This is a genomic window from Pseudarthrobacter sp. Pseusp20 (assembly GCF_059492155.1).
Map to the genome: position 1 here is coordinate 3,390,252 of NZ_CP168521.1, position 17,888 is coordinate 3,408,139.

The 17,888-nt window shown below is 58.6% G+C and carries 18 protein-coding genes; 14 read left to right on the forward strand and 4 right to left on the reverse strand.

From position 1 onward, the window contains the following. Together ACEN9K_RS15585 and mscL are read left to right on the forward strand one after the other, a co-directional pair. The gene (locus ACEN9K_RS15585) at positions 1-864 is read left to right on the forward strand and encodes a M15 family metallopeptidase (protein WP_495634630.1); all 864 of its coding nucleotides are present in this window, start codon (positions 1-3) and stop codon (positions 862-864) included. Positions 865-888: 24 nt separating this feature from the next. Next, positions 889-1,290, forward strand: a complete 402-nt coding sequence (gene mscL, locus ACEN9K_RS15590) for a large conductance mechanosensitive channel protein MscL (protein ID WP_056389022.1) — start codon at positions 889-891, stop codon at positions 1,288-1,290. Between the two features lie 82 nt (positions 1,291-1,372). Here the strand turns inward: mscL and glmM are convergent, their stop codons facing one another. Then, positions 1,373-2,734, reverse strand: a complete 1,362-nt coding sequence (glmM, locus tag ACEN9K_RS15595; RefSeq protein ID WP_026265751.1) for a phosphoglucosamine mutase — start codon at positions 2,732-2,734, stop codon at positions 1,373-1,375. A gap of 134 nt (positions 2,735-2,868) precedes the next feature. Beyond that, entirely contained in the window at positions 2,869-4,026 is a 1,158-nt protein-coding gene (locus ACEN9K_RS15600; protein WP_056389020.1) for an acyltransferase family protein, read from the reverse strand. Between the two features lie 294 nt (positions 4,027-4,320). On the opposite strand from ACEN9K_RS15600, the gene ACEN9K_RS15605 reads away from it, so the two are divergent. The 3 genes from ACEN9K_RS15605 (at position 4,321) to ACEN9K_RS15615 (ending at position 9,318) form a co-directional block, all read left to right on the forward strand. Continuing rightward, positions 4,321-5,559 (forward strand): bifunctional glycosyltransferase family 2/GtrA family protein, encoded by a 1,239-nt coding sequence (locus tag ACEN9K_RS15605; RefSeq protein ID WP_056389017.1) that lies wholly within the window; start codon positions 4,321-4,323, stop codon positions 5,557-5,559. Continuing rightward, a complete protein-coding gene (locus tag ACEN9K_RS15610; protein ID WP_144600721.1) occupies positions 5,556-7,445 on the forward strand; it encodes an ArnT family glycosyltransferase in 1,890 nt (629 codons plus the stop codon). Before ACEN9K_RS15605 ends, ACEN9K_RS15610 begins: the two co-directional genes overlap by 4 nt. A gap of 94 nt (positions 7,446-7,539) precedes the next feature. After that, positions 7,540-9,318: a glycosyltransferase family 39 protein gene (locus ACEN9K_RS15615; protein WP_495634631.1), complete on the forward strand. Its 1,779-nt coding sequence runs from the start codon at positions 7,540-7,542 to the stop codon at positions 9,316-9,318. A gap of 54 nt (positions 9,319-9,372) precedes the next feature. Here the strand turns inward: ACEN9K_RS15615 and rpsI are convergent, their stop codons facing one another. Beyond that, positions 9,373-9,876, reverse strand: a complete 504-nt coding sequence (gene rpsI, locus ACEN9K_RS15620) for a 30S ribosomal protein S9 (RefSeq protein ID WP_018769171.1) — start codon at positions 9,874-9,876, stop codon at positions 9,373-9,375. A gap of 38 nt (positions 9,877-9,914) precedes the next feature. Further along, positions 9,915-10,358, reverse strand: a complete 444-nt coding sequence (gene rplM / locus ACEN9K_RS15625; RefSeq protein WP_015937805.1) for a 50S ribosomal protein L13 — start codon at positions 10,356-10,358, stop codon at positions 9,915-9,917. A 334-nt stretch (positions 10,359-10,692) separates the two neighbouring features. Here rplM and ACEN9K_RS15630 point away from each other — a divergent pair, with 334 nt between their 5' ends. The 9 genes from ACEN9K_RS15630 (at position 10,693) to ACEN9K_RS15670 (ending at position 17,882) form a co-directional block, all read left to right on the forward strand. Then, a complete protein-coding gene (locus tag ACEN9K_RS15630; RefSeq protein ID WP_144600725.1) occupies positions 10,693-11,319 on the forward strand; it encodes a prepilin peptidase in 627 nt (208 codons plus the stop codon). A 278-nt stretch (positions 11,320-11,597) separates the two neighbouring features. Continuing rightward, a complete protein-coding gene (locus ACEN9K_RS15635) occupies positions 11,598-11,798 on the forward strand; it encodes a Flp family type IVb pilin (RefSeq protein WP_056389004.1) in 201 nt (66 codons plus the stop codon). A 31-nt stretch (positions 11,799-11,829) separates the two neighbouring features. Then, a complete protein-coding gene (locus ACEN9K_RS15640) occupies positions 11,830-12,030 on the forward strand; it encodes a Flp family type IVb pilin (RefSeq protein WP_082581683.1) in 201 nt (66 codons plus the stop codon). A 78-nt stretch (positions 12,031-12,108) separates the two neighbouring features. Beyond that, entirely contained in the window at positions 12,109-12,507 is a 399-nt protein-coding gene (locus ACEN9K_RS15645; RefSeq protein ID WP_082581682.1) for a TadE family protein, read from the forward strand. After that, on the forward strand, positions 12,495-13,499 hold the full coding sequence (locus tag ACEN9K_RS15650; protein ID WP_056389001.1) for a pilus assembly protein TadG-related protein: 1,005 nt from the start codon (positions 12,495-12,497) through the stop codon (positions 13,497-13,499). Before ACEN9K_RS15645 ends, ACEN9K_RS15650 begins: the two co-directional genes overlap by 13 nt. Positions 13,500-13,519: 20 nt before the next feature. Beyond that, positions 13,520-14,290: a Flp pilus assembly protein CpaB gene (gene cpaB / locus ACEN9K_RS15655; protein WP_056388998.1), complete on the forward strand. Its 771-nt coding sequence runs from the start codon at positions 13,520-13,522 to the stop codon at positions 14,288-14,290. Beyond that, positions 14,287-15,486, forward strand: a complete 1,200-nt coding sequence (locus tag ACEN9K_RS15660; protein ID WP_056388994.1) for a CpaE/TadZ family protein — start codon at positions 14,287-14,289, stop codon at positions 15,484-15,486. Before cpaB ends, ACEN9K_RS15660 begins: the two co-directional genes overlap by 4 nt. Continuing rightward, positions 15,483-16,928: a TadA family conjugal transfer-associated ATPase gene (locus ACEN9K_RS15665; RefSeq protein ID WP_056388991.1), complete on the forward strand. Its 1,446-nt coding sequence runs from the start codon at positions 15,483-15,485 to the stop codon at positions 16,926-16,928. Before ACEN9K_RS15660 ends, ACEN9K_RS15665 begins: the two co-directional genes overlap by 4 nt. Then, positions 16,929-17,882: a type II secretion system F family protein gene (locus ACEN9K_RS15670; protein ID WP_056388988.1), complete on the forward strand. Its 954-nt coding sequence runs from the start codon at positions 16,929-16,931 to the stop codon at positions 17,880-17,882. The last annotated feature ends 6 nt before the right edge of the window (positions 17,883-17,888 follow it).

A 17,888-nucleotide genomic window follows, 5' to 3' on the forward strand; every position in this document is an offset into this window, starting at 1 on the left:
GTGTGCTACCAATGCGGGTCCCCCAGCCGGCGCAGCTTCACCCGGTTCCTCGCCGCGGGGGCCGGGCTGACTGTCCTGGCAGCGTGCACGCCTGAGGCACCCAACGCCGTGCCGGCGTCGTCCGCTGTTTCTTCCGCAGCCCCCTCCCCTGCTGCGGTCACCGCTTCAGCGGGCCCGACGGCGGAAGCCGCCACGGTGGGCCAGTCACCGGAGGTGCCGTCCCCCGCACCGTCACCGTCGCCGTCGGCGGCCCTGGCGCGCCAGTTTTCGCTTGATGACCCGGCCAGCCAGTGGGTCATCGTCAACAAGCACCGGCCCCTGAAGCCGGCGAACTTTGTGCCGGCGGACCTGGCGCGTCCCGCCGTCGCCATTTCCGCCGCGGGCGAGGCGGCGCTGTTGAACAGCACGACGGCGGCGGCGGCCGAAGCGATGTTCGCGGCCGCCGCGCAGGATGGCGTGGCTTTGGTCCTGGCCAGCGGCTACCGCTCGTACAGCACGCAGGTGACCACCTACAACGGGTACGTCGCGGCGCGCGGGCAAGCCGATGCCGACACGGCCAGTGCCCGGCCCGGCCACTCGGAGCACCAGACGGGGTGGGCGTTCGACATCGCGGACGGCGGGGGCGCCTGCAGCTTCCAGCCGTGCTTTGCCGACCAGCCAGCGGCGTCCTGGGCGAAAGCCAACGGCCACCGCTTCGGATTCGTGGTGCGGTATCCCTGGATGCTGCACCCCGTCACGGGGTACTACTACGAGCCGTGGCACCTGCGGTACGTGGGCGTGGAGGCGGCCACGGACATGCTGAACCGGGGCATCGGCACGCTGGAGGAATACTTCGGCCTGGAGGCGGCACCGGGGTACCTGTAATGCCGGTGCGCTAGGTTGGTTTCCATGCTTAGTGGATTCAAAAACTTCATTATGAAGGGCAACGTGGTTGACCTTGCGGTCGCCGTCGTCATGGGTACTGCTTTCGGCGCCGTGGTGACGGCGCTGGTCAACAAAGTGCTGATGCCCTTCGTCTCAGGCCTAGTGGGTGCACCCAACTTCGACAGCTTTGGAAGGGTGGAGCTGAACGGCAACGCCATCGAGTTCGGGGTGCTGCTGACCGCGGTGGTGAACTTCCTGCTGATTGCGGCGGCCATCTATTTTGTGGTGGTGATGCCGATGAACATCATGATTGAGCGCCGCAACCGCCGGCTTGGGATCAACAAGGATGTGAAGAAGGACGCTGCAGAGGATCCGCAGGTTGCGCTCCTGACCGAGATCCGGGATGCATTGAAGGACCGGGTCTAAGCCTTTCCAACCGCAAAGTGGCCCGTCTCCCTGTTGGGAGGCGGGCCACTCTTTTTGCTGCGGTTGTTTTGAGCCGCGCCGGCTAGTTGGAGGCGAGCTCCAGCGCGAGTTCGGTGCGGACCACCTGGGCCAGGTGTTCGGCGATGGACTGGGCCGTCTCCTCGTCGGCGGCCTCCACCATGACGCGGACCACGGGCTCAGTGCCGGATGGGCGGAGCAGGACGCGGCCGGTTTCCCCAAGCGCTGCTTCCGCCGATGCCACGGCCTGGGCCAGGACATCGCTGCTGCCCACGCGGGTGCGGTCCACGCCCTTGACGTTGATGAGGACCTGCGGGAGCTTGGTCATCACGGTGGCGAGTTCCTTGAGCGGTTTCCCGGTCAGGGCCACCTGTGCGGCGAGCTGCAGGCCGGTGAGGAGGCCGTCGCCGGTGGTGGCGTGGTCGGCGAAGATGACGTGGCCGGACTGTTCGCCGCCCAGGTTGTAGCCGCCATCGCGCATGCCCTCCAGCACGTAGCGGTCCCCCACCGCGGTTTCCACGATGGTGATGCCGGCTTCGCGGAGGGCGATCTTCAGGCCGAGGTTGCTCATGACGGTGGCTACCAGGACGTCATCCTTGAGTTTGCCGGAGTTCTTGAGCGCGACGGCGAGGATGGCCATGATCTGGTCGCCGTCAACCTCGTTGCCCTCGTGGTCCACCGCCAGGCAGCGGTCGGCATCGCCGTCGTGGGCGATTCCCAGGTTGGCACCGTACTTGATCACGGCTTCCTTGAGCGGGCCGAGGTGGGTGGAGCCGACGCCGTCGTTGATGTTGAGACCGTCCGGATCGGCGCCGATGACGACCACGTCAGCTCCGGCGTCCTTGAAGAGCTGGGGCGAGCAGCCGCTGGCCGCACCGTTGGCGCAGTCAAGGACCACGGTGAGGCCATCGAGGCGGTGCGGGAGGGTGCGGAGCAGGTGGACGATGTAGCGGTCCTCTGCGTCGGAGAAGCGCTGTATGCGGCCCACGTCGGCGCCGGTGGGCCGGACGGCTTCCTTGCCCATCTGGGCTTCGATGGCGTCCTCCACCTCGTCGGGCAGCTTCTGGCCGCCGCGGGCGAAGAACTTGATGCCGTTATCCGGTGCCGGGTTGTGGGAGGCGGAGATCATGACGCCGAAATCCGCGTCCAGGTCCGCCACCAGGTAAGCGGCCGCGGGGGTGGGCAACACCCCTGCGTCATAGACGTCGATGCCTGAGCTGGAGAGCCCGGCTTCCACGGCTGCGGCGATGAATTCGCCGCTGGCGCGCGGGTCGCGGGCCAGCACGGCGCGGGGCCGGGAGCCGTTGGAGTTGCGGTCGTGGCCGAGCACGACGGCGGCCGCCTGGGCCAGCTGCAGGGCCAGTTCTGCTGTCAGCAGGCCGTTGGCCAGCCCCCGGACACCATCAGTTCCAAATAATCTAGACACCGGTCAAGTGTAGAGGATGGGTGTGGGGGGAAATGGAAACCGCTGCTTCCCAGGCACGCATTGCCGATCTTCAACCTGAATCAGAAGGCGCCCCAGCGCAATCGCAGGCATCGGGCCGACGATCTCCCGGCCGCTTAATTCCTGGATGGCTCCTTGTTTTGGATGCGGCTTTCCCGGCCCTGACTCCATAGACGTGGACGCCAGCTTGTCTTGTCGACCAGATCACCCACGGTTGACGCCAATCGAAGACTGGGTCGCTCCACCAAGGCGCTGAAAGCCACGGCCAAGGCGATAGAAAGCGGTACGGCGATGAGCCCGACTACAACGGGCTCATCAGAATGTGTCACAAGGGCGACGGACACAACCACGGGTTCGTGAGTCAAGTAAAGGCTAAAGGACAGTTTGCCCAGCCATTGGAGAGCCGGAGCACTCCCAATCATGCTGGTCCCCTTCGACCCGACGAACATGAACAGAAGAAGTACTCCGCCGACTGCAGACAGTGCATTGGCTGCAGGAATGCCAGGCAGAATCCAGCGCGACAACAAGAAGATGAGTGTGACGGTGAGAAGCCCACACCACGTGCTGGAACGGAACTTTGCCGCCCACGCGCTGAGAACCTCCACATGCGATGCCATGAGAACGCCGAGTCCAAACATGGGGAGGAATACCAGTACGTCCTCTTCCAGGATGTCTCCTAGGCCGATTGTCATGAGAAGGCCCGCCATGCGCAGCATCCAGGCTTGCCTGAATCGACAGACACCTATGCAAAACATCGGGAGCAACAATGAAAACAGAACTTCCCACCTCAGAGACCAGAGAGGTGAGTTCAAGCTACTTGCGCCGAAAAGCAAGGCTCCATCAATGAAGGCATTTGTGGGTTCTTGATGCTTATTGACCCAAGAACTTAGGTCAGGGTCTGCGATCCTGGGAGCAATCCAGACGGTAATGACAGCGAGACCGAGCGACGCCCACACGGGCGGAAAGATTCGAGCTATTCGCTTACAGTAATAAGCCGGCCAACTCTGAGGACGGCCTCGCAGCCGTGGCAGCGTGAGGACGAACCCGGACAGGATAAAAAACACAAAGACCGCCTCTTGGCCTGCCCAGAAAAGGTGAAGGGGCGAAAAGACGGTCCACCATGTCCACGGTTCGAAGGTGCCGCGTCCGTTGCTGTCCACCGCTTCCGCCAGCTCCGGGGAGACCAGGCAACAGTGATGAATCAGGACCACGCATGCGGCGATTCCCCTCAACCCATCGAGGGCTTGGTACCGCGCCACGCCTATCCCTTGCATGCGTCAAAGGTATGTAGCCGGCCCGGTCCTGCGCCTCAGTAGCAACTACCTGATTTCGCCGTCGCACCTCCCACACGGCCCGGAACCTAGTGGCTATCCGGGCTTTTCAGGCGGAACGGTGATTGGAGCTCCCTTTTGCAGCAAGAAGGCTTCCAACCGGCTACTTGGTCTTCCATCGCGATTACCTGCCTCAGCGAGAGTGCGGGACTTCCTGGCTACTTAGATCACGGTCCGGGTACCTGTCTTTACCTCAAACCCTCGCCGTGCCTACTTCGTGAACCCTACGATCCATGCATGACACCTAGCTATGGGGGCTTGGCGCTCGAAATTGTAGTACCGGTCTACAACGAAGAAGCGGTACTCGAAAACAGCATCACAAGGCTCGCCGATTATCTGACGCATGAAATGCCGTCGACGTGGAAAATTACCATCGCCGATAATGCAAGCACCGACGGGACACCGGTGATTGCCGCTCGACTCAGTGAGCAACATGAAAACATCGAATACCGACGCCTTGAAGCCAAAGGACGCGGCTTGGCACTGAGAGATGCCTGGACCGCTTCCGAAGCAAAAGTCCTCGCCTACTTGGACGTGGATCTATCCACCGATCTTGCGGCGCTTCCGCCCCTTGTCGCCCCCTTGCTGTCTGGTCATTCGGATATTTCGATAGGCACACGGTTGGGTCAGACCTCACGGGTGAGCCGTGGTCCGAAGCGCGAATTCATTTCCCGGTCCTACAACTTCCTGTTGCGTCGCACAATGCACGTGAGGTTCTCCGACGCACAGTGCGGGTTCAAGGCACTTCGGGCCGACGTAGCGAAACGCCTGCTCCCCCATATCGAGGACAACGGCTGGTTTTTTGACACAGAGTTGCTGATCATCGCTGAACGCTCCGGGCTCCGCATTCACGAAATTCCAGTCGATTGGGTGGATGATCCCGACAGCCGGGTCGATATCAAGCAGACTGCTCTGGATGACCTCAGGGGGATGGTGCGGGTAGCCACCTCCTTATTAAAGGGCGTGATTCCTGTTCAGGCAATCTACGCTGAACTCGGACGCCGGCCGATCGCGCCTCTGAACCGGCCAAGCTTCTTTGGGCAGGTACTCCGCTTTGGACTCGTGGGGGCGGCCTCGACTCTGGCGTTCGCTCTGCTGTACCTAATGATGCAGGGACCCCTTGGCTCTCAGGAAGCCAACTTCGTTGCACTACTGCTTACGGCGGTAGGAAATACCGCAGCAAACCGCAGATACACATTCGGTATAAGCGGGCCAGAGAAATTGTTCACCCAACAATTCCAAGGTTTCTTGGTCTTCTTGTTGGCCTGGGCTATCACGTCATCGTGTTTGCTGGTGCTCCACTCGGTGCATCCCGACGCTGCACCCAGAGTGGAACTTCTAGTTCTGACTGCTGCGAACGTCGTTGCGACATTGCTGCGATTCGTGCTCCTCCGCCTCTGGGTCTTCAGAGGCGGCCGTACTTCGGGCAGTGCGACAAGCATGCAAGTTGCGCATGCCGGAAAGTCTGGCCTGTGAAAGTCGCGGAAGAGCAGCGGGGCACTGCGGTCCTGAACGACCAGGTCCCTGTTCACCGGCACAGGGAAAAATGGGCTCTTGGTGCCCTAATGCTCGCGGCGGGGCTCGTGTACGTCTGGGCAGTTGACAGAAATGGCTGGGCAAATGCCTATTACTCTGCTGCGATACAGGCCGGACAGTACAACCTTGAAGCATTTCTTTTCGCTTCGGCTGATTGGGGCAACTTCATCACGGTCGACAAGCCCCCGCTAAGCCTTTGGATTATGGGAATCTCTGTTCGGATTTTTGGCCTCAACTCTTGGTCCATAATGGTTCCACAGGCAGTCATGACATTGGCCAGCACTTACATGGCGTTTCGGCTTTTGAGGCGGTGTTTTCCTTTCTCAACCGCCCTCCTCGCAGGAATCGCCTATGCTTTCGCCCCCATCACAGTCCTGATGGCTCGCTACAACAACCCAGACCCTCTTATGGTTCTTTTGATGGTCGCCGCCCTCTACGCAGGTGTTCGCGCATCCGAGAGCGGTCACTTCAGGTATATGCTCCTGGCGACCGTCTTCCTTATCCTGGGGTTTCTAACTAAGCAACTGCAGGCCTTCCTTGTACTTCCGGCAGTTGCTGCATCGTATTTACTCTACGCACCACTTGGGTGGCGCAGGCGATTCGTTTCCTTGGGTGCCGCGGGCCTCGTGCTAGGGATTGGTTCACTCGCGTGGCCACTTTTCGTGGACTCGCGATTCAATTCAAGTCGCCCTTACATCGGGGGCTCGACCACTAACAGCATGATTGAGCTCACATTGGGGTACAACGGACTGGATCGCGTCCTGCAGCACGACGACTCCCCATCTGCCGCCCTTATACCCGTCCAATTCCGCACGGTGGAATCAGATGCTGGATTGCTTCGACTGTTCAATGCAAACTACGGCCAAGAACTAGGTTGGCTTCTGCTGCCAGCCTTACTTTCCTGCATAGGGTTGATCATTCTCCTAGCGAAAAATAGCTATTCTCGCCGACAGTCAATTCTTATTTGTGGGTCGGTGGCATGGACAGCTACCACCTATATGGTGCTCAGCTTTATGGGAAGTAACTTTCATTCCTACTACACTGCATCTCTGGCACTTCCCATGGCTCTATGCCTCGGCCTAGGGACTGACTTGATGAGAAAATCAGTGAACACACGTTCGGGGCGCATTACCCTGGCACTCTCCTTGGTGGTGGCCACGGTGTTCGCGCACGGGATGTGGCAATTGAGCAGCGCCTATCCAGACTGGTTGGGGACTAGCCTCCTACTCCTCGGCGTTTGCGCAGCTGCAGTTCTGGCAGTCCGGGCACCCCGGCAGTGGATACCTCGCACTGCTGGCTCTCTTGCGGTCGGTGTACTCCTTGTAGGCCCCCTTTCCTGCTCCGCATTCACGCTGCAGTCGCCGCAGGAGGGATCAAATCCCATGTCAGGTGCGCTGACAAACAACCCGAATACACTGAGTCGGTTTCTACAAGGGGTAAAGCAGCAAGAGCCAGCGTGGGCCACAGGCATAGCGATTGGTATTAAACCAAGCCCCGCCATGGTCAACCTTGTTCGGCAGGCCCCAGACAGCTGCACATGGGCCGCTGCAACATATCCCGGCCAAACCGCCGCCCAATATCAACTTGCAACAGGACGCGCGGTTATGTCGATTGGGGGATTCGCGGCGGTGGACCCCACACCGACCCTCGAACAATTTCAAACGGCAGTATCCTCCGGTCAGGTCTGCTACGTGATCGAGCAGCAAGAGCAACTGAGGGTGCCGGGCAACAGCAAGGATCTCATTGCCCTACAGGATTGGGTCAAAGCAAACTTTGAAGCGGAGAAGATAGATGGCACTAACGTCTACAACGTCGGCGCTCGATGAACGAAGCGCAGGTAAACCGAAAGCGCCTTGGCCTGACAGATGGACGAGACATTGGCCCGAAGCAGCGCTCTATTCCATAGCCGGACTGGTCTACTTGTGGAACCTAACGATAAATGGATGGGGAAATCCCTATTACGCCTCTGCGGCGCAAGTAGGCGCCGCAGATTTGCAAGGCCTGTTCTACGGTTCTGCCGATGCAGGAAACGGTCTAACAGTAGATAAGCCGCCGGCGCATTTGTGGATAATGGCATTGTCCATAAGGCTATTCGGCCTAAATTCATTGAGCGTCCTCGTCCCTCAAGCATTGATGGGGATTGCAACAGTAGGCATGGTCTACCGCACCACGCTTTGCTGGTCTAGTCGGCGTCAAGCTCTTATTACCGGGCTGTTTGTGGTACTCATTCCTGTGACATCCATTATTTTTAGGTTCAATAATCCGGACGCCTTGCTACTGTTTCTGTGGTCTTTGGCCGTATTTTTCGCCGTGAAGTCAGCAGAAAAGCACCAACCGAGGTATATCTACGCAGCCTCGTTTATCCTGGGCATTGCCTTCCTATGTAAGCAGTTCCAGAGTTGGATTCTGGTACCAGCTCTCGGACTTGCGTTCTTGATCTTCGGCGACGGCCGAATGCGTGCGAGGCTTGGCCATCTTTTTACCGCCGCAGTGGTCACACTTATTCCGGCTTCATTGTGGATTGCGATCGTTGAACTGACGCCGCCCTCGAAAAGACCCTGGATAGGTGGAACAACGACAAACAGCTTTGTCGACCTTACTTTTGGATACAACGGGCTCGGCCGATTGACCGGCAAGACGGACCTAGGCGCCGTTAATCCAAAAGACTTTTCAGGGGTAGTTGGATATGACGCAAGTCCAATCCGTCTCTTCACCATCAATTACGCTCCCGAGGTGGCATGGCTGCTACCTGTTGCCTTCGTGGGCACAGCTCTGATGGTGATCAGAATCTGCCGCCGCAGCCCGTCCCGTTTGGGGTCCTACGCTATGGCACTATTGGTCATGTGGTTTTTGACCACCTTTGCAGTGCTTAGCTTCATGACCGGTGATATCCACCCGTACTACACCTCGATGCTGGCACTACCAATGGCATCGATGGCTGGCACCGCGTTCGAAGCCTTCTGGGTGAACAGAAATAGGATGATCTATGTGCGGGGGGCAGCGGTTGTCACGCTCCTCTGCGCTGTACTCACGTCCGGTATCCTCACGTGGTTTCAGGACTGGCAGCCTTGGGCAGTATTCGGAATGAAAGTCGGAGCGCTTGCGTCTGCAGTCGCCCTACTACTTCCCCTTACGGCCAAACGACATCAAGTCGCTTCGATAGCGCTCTTACTAGCAGGGACGACAATAGTCATAATCCCTGCGTTGTTCGTCATCGAGTCCATATCGACTTCCCAGCAAGGATCGTTTCCGATTTCCGGACCTGTTCCGACTGCCGAGAGTTGGCACAAACGCGACGCCGAACAATTGAGGCTGGATGAGAAGAGCAAGTACGCACTCTCTCGAGGAGAGCCTGTGGTCGCAGAAATTGCAGCATACATTGAGGGGACATCTTCTGGCGCGCGTTGGGCGGCTGCGACGACGGGAAGCGAAAATGCGGCCCTTTACCAACTGGCTACGAAGCGTCCGGTGATGTCCGTTGGCGGTTTCTCTGCTCTGGATTCTTACCCGTCACTGAACTCCTTTAAGGACTATCTACACGCAGGAGAAGTGCACTACTACATCCACCAGCCGGGTATCCTAAGTTGGTCTGCCAGCCCGAACACACTGTCGGTTGTCGCTTGGATCCAAGACCACTACCCATACCGGGAATTCGCCGGTGTTCGTCTGTATGATCTGACGCAGCAACTACCAGACTGAAGCGACAGAAGCCCGCCCCGCTGGATAGCGGGGCGGGCTTCTGTGCAAGCGGATTTAGCGCTTGGAGTACTGCTGAGCCTTACGGGCCTTCTTGAGACCAGCCTTCTTACGCTCGATGACACGGGCGTCGCGGGACAGGTAACCGGCCTTCTTCAGGGTCGCGCGGTTGTTCTCGACGTCGATCTCGTTCAGGGAACGGGCGATGCCAAGACGCAGGGCGCCTGCCTGGCCGGAGATGCCGCCGCCGTGGATGCGGGCGATGACGTCGTAGGCACCTTCGAGATCGAGGATCTTGAAGGGCTCGTTGACGTCCTGCTGGTGCAGCTTGTTGGGGAAGTAGTTCGCCAGCTCGCGGCCGTTGATGGTCCACTTGCCGGAGCCGGGCACAACGCGGACGCGTGCAACGGCTTCCTTGCGGCGGCCAACAGCTGCGCCGGCAACGGTCAGGGCCGGGCGCTCCTTCTTGGGAGCAGCTTCAGCAGCTGAGCTCTCAGAGGTGTAGCTGGTCAGGTTTTCCTCGGCCTCGACGACCTCGGTGGTCTCTTCGTTCTGAGCCACGATTCTCCTTGTATAGATAAGTTGTTTGGTGGCCAGGACTACTGGGCGACCTGGGTGATTTCGAAAGTCTTGGGCTGCTGGGCGGCGTGCGGGTGCTCGGCACCGCGGTACACCTTCAGCTTGCCGAGCTGCTGGGCAGCCAGGGAGTTCTTGGGGAGCATGCCCTTGATGGCCTTCTCAACGGCGCGGACCGGGTTCGATTCCAGCAGTTCCGCGTAGTTGACGGAGGTCAGGCCGCCCGGGTAGCCGGAGTGGCGGTATGCGCGCTTCTGCTCCAGCTTGGCACCGGTCAGGGCTACCTTCTCGGCGTTGATGATGATGACAAAGTCGCCCATGTCCATGTGGGATGCGAAAGTGGCCTTGTGCTTGCCGCGCAGCAGGATTGCGGTCTGGCTTGCAAGACGACCAAGGACAACGTCGGTGGCGTCAATGACGTGCCACTGGCGGTTGATATCGCCGGGCTTCGGGGTGTACGTACGCACGGTGTTTGCCTCGTTCTTGTTCTGGCGTTCTTGTTTAGGTGTCGCTAGCTCGCGCACCTACTGTCTGCGCGCTACCGGAACAGAGGTGAGGGCTCCATGTAACCAGTCATCCTGAAGTTCCGAATGTGCACGTTGAGTAGTTATCCTGCAACCGGATTCTCAAGCGGGCACGCACCATCGGAATAGGACACGCACAACGACTACCAAGATTAGCGCGTCAAGGGGTTCAGGGTCAAAATGGGGTAGCCGGCGGTGGGTACATCCCGCGCCGGCCCAAGCTACTTAGGGGGCCGCAGTGGTATCAGCAGGGGGCAACGGTCCGACCGCTGGTCTCATGGTCGTTGCCATCGGCCTCCTGGGGCTCTTCCTCTCCCCCGTGGCCGAGCTCTTGATTTCGCGACTGCTCCCGCGGCTGGGTGGCCTTCCTACTTTGCGGGTTCGGATTACGACGGCGGCAATCACCGGCGCCGCCTGTGTCGCCCTCGTTGTGCGTTTCGGAAATACTGCGGCACTGCCCGCATTGATACTCCTGGCCGTGCTTGGTGTGCAGCTTGCCAGGGTGGATATTGCGCTGCATTTATTGCCCAACCAGCTGGTCATAATTTTGCTAGTAGCCGGCGTTCTCTTGTTGGCAGCACCCCTGATATTTGGTCAGCAGGCTGATGACTTTCTGCGCGCACTTCTCAGCGCCGCGATTTTGTTCGCCATCTACGTTCTTTTGGCTTTGATTTCGCCTGGTGCCATCGGTATGGGTGATGTAAAGCTGGCGGCACCTATCGGCCTTTATCTGGGGTACCTAGGTTGGAGCCAACTGCTGTATGGCGGCCTTCTGGGCTTCATTGTGAACGGGATCAGCACAGCCATAATCGTCGGTGGAAAACGCCGGAATAAGGCCAAGGAAGTGGCACATGGCCCCGCTATGCTGGGCGCCCTGGCCATCACAGCACTGCTCATCCCGTAGCCGGAACACTCCCTTCCGGACGCCTCCCGCTCGTGGTGAAGCGCACCCATCCAAGTAGTAAAGAGAACACGCGGATCTCACCCTAGGTACCTTTCCGAGTATTCGAGTACGTCAGTTCAGCATGCCACGAAAAATTCGAGTACTACTACGCATTGTTGCCCGTTGGCTTGAATGACAATCTCTTCTTAGCGAAGTCCAGCCGCTAAGGATTTATGGGGGCAGCTGGAAATTCGTTGAAATACAAATCACTTCAATTTCACCGAATTAAGGAAAATACAATGACTTCTCTCATGGTCTCGATGATGGCTTTCGTCACCGGTGTCAAGGAGCGTTTCTCCTCGGAAAAGGGAGCGACGGCCACCGAGTACTCCCTGCTGGTAGGCCTCATCGCACTGGTGATCGTCGCGGGCGTAACGCTCTTCGGCGGCAACCTCAACACCTTCTTCAACGGACTCGCTGGCAAGGTTGGCGCCTGGTAGAAGCCAACGTCAACGAGGGAGTGTCGACAAAATGTCAAACATTAATGCCTTTGTTCGAGAACTGGCGGTTGCCATCCGGACAATCTTCACCAGCGAAAAGGGCGCAACGGCCACTGAATACTCACTGCTCGTTGGACTTATTGCCTTGGTTATCGTCGCAGGGGTAACTCTCTTCGGCACTAACCTGAATGCCTTCTTCAATGGTCTAGCCGGCACTGTCGGCGCTTGGTAGTTATCCGGAATCGGTGTGCCGTGCTCCCGAGCACGGCACACCGACCCTTTTCAAGCTGCAACCGTCCAGGGGGACCCTTTGAAACGCAGCAACAGAACTTCTGATAACGGTGAACGGGGTGCCGTTGCAGTCGAATTCGCGTTAGTCGCCCCGATTCTGGTCGCTTTGATCATAGCCATCGTCGAGTTCTCAAATGCATACAACATTCAAGTCTCTGTCACGCAGGCATCACGCGAAGCTGCCCGGACGATGGCCATCACCAAGGACGCGACGAAAGCAACGGCAGCTGGCAAGGCCGGCGCACCTTCAATTAACTCCTCTCTGCTCACCTTCGACTTCTCGTCAGCGACCTGCCCGGCAGCGACGCCAGCATCGACTGCAGTAGTAACGGTCAAATACAGCGGCTCTTCTCTAACAGGGTTTTTCGGCCCGAGCCTCACAGTCACAGGTAAAGGGGCTATGCAATGTGGCGGTTAGTCAAAAAGGCAAGGGGTGCAAACGAAGGTGAACGCGGAGCAGCCGGTGTGACAGTCGCTGTCATGATGCTCGTCCTCATAGGCGCGGGTGCAATGGCGGTCGATGTCGGGCAGATCTATGCCGAGCGCGCGCAACTGCAAAATGGCGCCGACGCAAGCGCCCTAGCCGTTGCTCTAAGTTGCCAGGCCGGCACCTGTACTCCTGCCCTTGCGAATGACTTGGCAAATTCAAACTCCAACGATGGCGCCAGCACGGCTTCCGTTGATCTTTCGACACCCGGTCAAGTGACAGTCACTACGTCCACGAAAAATGGTTCGTCCAGTTTTCTGACGAACCTATTCGCAAATGCAATTAACGCTGGCCCGGTAACGGTTGGTGCCCAAGCTGTAGCAGCTGCGGGCCCCCCTGGTGGCGGCTCCGGATTCCCGCTGGCTTTGTCTAACAACTGTTACAACCTGGCTTCAGGGAGCCAGACGGCGGAAGTTCAGAAGATGTCATACAAACCGGGAGGGACATGCACGGGCCCCTCCGGAACACAGATTCCAGGCGGTTGGGGCTGGCTTGACCAGGACTCCCCCTGTGTCGCTGACACACAAGTGGGAACAAATGATATGGGATCGGACCCCGGCAATAACCCTCCAAGTGGCTGCGCAACAATTCTCGGTACCTGGAAAACCACGATCGAAGCAGGAGGAGAAGTCAAAGTCGAATTCCCCGTGTTCGACACGTCCTCTGGCACTGGGCAGGGTGGTTCGTTCCACATTATTGGTTACGCAACATTCAAAATCTGGGGCTGGAAGTTCGGCAACAACGGAGTTTACGAGTTCCGCAACACCGCCAGTGACCCCGGAATGACAAGCTCCCTAGCTTGCTCAGGCGGAAACGACCGCTGTGTCATCGGCCAGTTCGTCAAATACTCGGTTATCGGCTCCGGTGGCTACATTCCTGGAGGCCAAAATCTGGGCACGTCGGAAATCCGGCTCATCAAATAGTTCCAACTAAGGGGAAAGTAATGAAAACACGCCTACTGGGAGGCATAGCCGCACTGGTGGTAGCAGTTCTTGGCACAGTCCTTCTCTTCAATTACGTCCAAGGAGCGGATCGACGCGCCTTGGCAAACACCGAAACAGAGGACGTACTGGTCGTCAAACAGAACGTCCCGGCCGGAACGCCGGCCAGCCAACTCTCGCAGTACGTTACTACTAAAGCAGTGCCACGCACCGCCGTGGCAGTCGATGGAGTCCACGATCTGGCCTCGTTGGGATCGACAGTCACCGCAGTCGCGCTGGTGCCTGGCGAGCAGCTCCTCAGCAGCCGCCTCGTAGACGCAAATGCCTACCTCGGCCCGTCACGGGTTGCGGTGCCACCCGGGCTCCAGGAAATCACTCTTCGCCTGGGGATTGAGCGGGTCGTCGGCGGCAAGATCCAGGCCGGCGACACAGTAGGCGTGTTCATCTCCATGACAGATCCTTCGGGCGTCGGCAACGGAACCCAGCTCACGTTCCACAAGGTTCTAGTCACTGCCGTTCAGTTCAGTTCGGGAGCCGCAGCCCAAACGCAGGCGCAATCAACTCAAGGGAGCTCATCGGGTGCCCTCAACGCGGCTAGCGAGAACAAGCCAGCTACAAGCGATTCGTACCTGATCACGTTCGCCCGGAATGCAGTCGACACCGAAAAGCTCGTTTATGCCGCTGAATTCGGGAAGGTCTACCTCTCGAAAGAACCGGCCGACGCCACTGAAGGCACCAACGGTGTAGTCAACCAAACAAAGGTATTCAAATGAGCCGGTTCATTCTGATATCGCCATCCCTTGACTACGAGCGCAAGGTTCGGGCATCTGTAGCCCCGTTGAGCGGATCATTGCAGTTTTTCCAAGCCGCTTACCTTCCCGAGTCCCCTGAAGATCTCCTTCGGCAGCAAGCAGGCGAACCTCCAGAGGTGCTCATTCTTGGCCCAGGGCTTCCGCAGGAGGAAGCCCTGAAATTCGCCGCGGTCATGGACCTGCAATATCCCGAAATCAGCATCGTGCTGGCGGCAGATGACGACGGCGATCTTGCCTTGAATGCAATGCGTTCCGGTATTCGTGATCTGATCCCGCCCGCAGCAGACCTAGACCAGGTTCGAGCACTGGTGGAACGGGCGAGCCTTGCGGCCGCCGGACGCCGGCGGGGTTTGGCACCAAACACTGCCGAGCGTCCGGCCGCTGAAGGAGGCCGGGTCATCGCCGTCATGTCTCCCAAAGGCGGGGTGGGTAAGACGACGGTGGCCAGCAACCTTGCGATCGGCTTGGGACAGGTTTCACCCATGAGCGTCGTGGTTGTCGACCTGGATCTCCAGTTCGGGGACATAGCAAGCGGCCTGATGCTTGAGCCTGAATTCACGATCACGGAGGCTGTGGTGGGTGCCGCGAGCCAGGATGCAATGGTACTCAAGACCTATTTGTCTCTCCACCCAGGCAACATTTACGTCCTGTGCGCGCCCCGCAATCCTATCGATATGGACCGGATATCCGGCGAAAATATAAGCCACTTACTTCGCCAACTGAGGGCAGAGTTCCAATATGTGGTGGTCGATACCGCACCCGGCCTTGGCGAGCACGTGCTGGCCACTCTGGAGCAGGCCACGGACGCTGTTTGGGTATGCGGAATGGATGTCCCGAGTATTCGTGGGTTGCGAACGGGGTTCCAGATCCTTTCGGAACTCGATCTGCTCCCTGATAACCGGCACGTGGTGCTAAACATGGCGGATCGGCGGACGGGCCTGACAGTTCAAGACGTTGAGGCCACCATTGGCGCGCCTGTAGATGTCGTTCTTCCCAAGTCCCGCGCGGTCCCATTCTCGACGAACAAGGGCGTCCCGCTGCTTCAGGATGGCAGCCGGGATGGAGCAGCCAAGGGGCTGCGCAAGTTGGTCGAGCGGTTCAAACCTAATTGGGAAGCGCCACGCAAGAAGGTCCACAGAAGGGCGGTAGTTCAGTGAGTCTCTCCAACCGTTTTGCAAAGTTGCGTGGCGAGTCCGATGCTCCCACTTCCGAAGCTGCCCCATACCTCGCATCTACCTTGGGTTCTATTCAACTGGCTCAAGCAGCTGAGCAGGCCCAAGCCCCGGTGACGATAGAAGTAACCGGTGGAACTGCGAGCGAGGCACTCACAGGCCTCAAGGAACGGGCCAGTCAGGCACTCTACGAGAGGCTGGGCTCCCGGATCACGGACTCATCCCTTGAGGAGGCTGAGCTCCATCAGTTTGTAAAGGATGAGCTGAAGGCAGTTGTTGATGAGGAACAGGTCCCTCTGTCACAGGGTGAGCGACAGCGCCTCACACGGGAGATCATCGACGATGTCCTCGGACATGGACCGCTGCAGCGGTACCTGGACGACCCGTCAGTCACAGAAATTATGGTGAACAGGGCGGACCAGATATACGTCGAGCGAAATGGGCACCTTTTCCTCACCGACACCAAGTTCAGTAATGAGGATGCTCTTCGTAGGGTCATTGAGCGGATCGTCACCCGGATTGGGCGCCGAATCGATGAATCGTCCCCACTTGTGGATGCTCGCTTGGCCGATGGATCCCGTGTAAACGCGATCATCCCTCCGTTGGCGGTGAACGGCGCGTCGCTGACAATCCGTAAGTTCGGGCGCGAGGCGCTGACGGTACAAAAACTGGTCAGCTTCGGAAGCCTGTCCCCCGAAATGGCCGAGTTGCTCCAGGCATGCGTATTGGCAAGGATGAACATCATCGTTTCCGGTGGTACGGGCACCGGCAAGACGACGATGTTGAACGTGCTTTCCTCCTTCATCCCCGCTACGGACCGCATCGTGACCATCGAGGATGCCGTCGAACTGCAGCTTCAGCAGGACCACGTGGTCAGACTCGAAAGCCGGCCAGCGAATATTGAAGGCAAGGGCGAGGTCTCTATTCGTGATCTGGTCCGCAACTCTCTTCGTATGAGGCCTGACCGCATTGTTGTCGGTGAGGTCCGTGGCGGCGAATCACTCGATATGCTCCAGGCGATGAACACCGGCCACGACGGCTCGATCTCGACCGTCCACGCCAACTCGCCTCGTGACGCAGTGGCCCGCCTGGAAACACTTGTCCTCATGGCAGGGATGGACCTACCGCTCAGGGCAATCCGGGAGCAGATTGCGTCCGCGGTAAACCTGATCGTGCATATCTCGCGGCTCAGGGACGGATCACGGCGGGTGACACACATAACTGAAGTGCAGGGCATGGAAGGAGACATCGTCACGCTTCAGGATGCCTTCGTCTTCGACTATTCCGCGGGCATTGACGCGAACGGCCGATTCCTTGGGAAGCCTATTCCTACCGGAGTCCGGCCCCGGTTCACGGACAGGTTCGAGGAACTGGGAATCAAAATCTCCCCTGCTGTTTTTGGTGCGCAAGGGCCAAGGAGTCGATAGATGGAAACTCCAGAAGCTCCGGTCATGATGTTGGTTGCGGGGGTGCTAATGATCTTCACGTCGATCATTGTCACTTTCATTGTCGTACTGAAACCCCGTCATGCGATTCCGCTCTCACGGCGCCGGCCGGATGTGCCCGCAGGTGCTTCCAGGCTGACTGTCCTCACCGATACTGCAGTTGGCGCCATCAACAAACGTATGAAAGGAAGAAAAGACTTTCTGGTTAGCCGCGAAAAGCTGGAACAGGCCGGGTTAAAGACCCAGCCAGCCGACTTCCTGCTCATGATGGGCGCGGGCGCGCTGGCGGGAAGCGTCTTCGGTTTCCTGCTTGGGGGGCTCTTCTTCGCGATCATTCTGCTCGCAGTTGTTCCGGCCGGAATGCTCGCCTATCTTTCGGTACTAACTTCCAGACGGAAGGGCAAGTTCGATGAGCAACTGCCGGACACCCTGCAAATGCTCACCGGAAGCATGCGTGCTGGTCATTCCCTCTTGCGAGCTATCGACGCGTCAGCACGTGAAAGTGACGCACCCATGTCGGAAGAACTGAGCAGGATCGTCAATGAAACTAGGATCGGCCGCGACCTTGGGGATTCAATGAACGAGGTTTCTTCTCGCACCGGCAGCGAAGACTTCAGTTGGATCTCCCAAGCCATTGAGATCCACCGTGAGGTGGGCGGAGATTTGGCGGAAGTGCTCGACCACGTCGGCGAAACCATCCGTGACCGTAACCAGATACGCCGCCAGGTAAAGGCGCTTAGTGCCGAAGGCAAGATGTCGGCTGCCGTGCTCATGGGACTGCCAGTTGTTTTGTTCTTCGCCCTGATCCTGATCAACGGTCAATATGCGAAAACGTTTACGAGCACCGTTCCTGGTTACCTGATGCTGAGCGCTGCGGCTGTAATGCTCACTGCCGGTGGCTTCTGGCTCAGCCGGCTTATCAAGCCAAAGTATTAGGAGAGC